This is a genomic window from Vibrio sp. 2033 (assembly GCF_033339735.1).
This window is the reverse complement of sequence record NZ_JAWOVC010000553.1, coordinates 1-604: the sequence shown is the minus strand read 5'-3', so window position 1 is coordinate 604 and position 604 is coordinate 1. Positions and strand designations below refer to the sequence as shown.

General features: G+C 41.4%; 1 protein-coding gene. It reads left to right on the top strand.

Translation table 11 applies throughout. The features are described from left to right. The coding region (locus R7P74_RS27750) for a TonB-dependent receptor plug domain-containing protein (RefSeq protein WP_318123887.1) at positions 1–604 on the top strand (604 nt) is incomplete at both ends.

Here is a 604-nt window from a genome sequence, read left to right as displayed (position 1 = left end):
TGGCGACAAAAACTTCATGGAAACGCCTTTCAATACGATTGGATACACAGAAAAACACATTCAAGACCAACAAGCACGCGATATCTCAGATGTAATCTCAGCTTCTGATCCCTCTGTTTTCACCAGCGGTGAAACCGGCTTAAACAAAGAAAGTTTCAAAATAAGAGGTTTCAACTCAGACATTAGCGACGTTATGTTTAATGGATTGTATGGTATCGCTCCTTATTACCGAACCCCTCCTGAAATGTATCAACGTATTGATGTACTTAAAGGTCCTGCTTCTTTGCTCAACGGTATGCCACCGAATGGATCTGTTGGTGGCACCATCAACTTAGTGACAAAAAGAGCACAAGAAACACCAATCACATCTTTCACCGGCAGCTACTTATCGGACACTCAATTCGGAGGACATATCGATATTGGACGTCGCTTTGGTACAAATGAAGAATTTGGTATTCGTTTCAACGGTGCATTTAAAGATGGAGACACCGCGATAAACAACCAAAGCAACAAAACTCAACTTGCATCATTAAGCCTTGATTGGCGTAATGACATTGCTTTCCTTGAAGCAGATTTTTACTACAGTACAGAGCGAGTTGAAGGT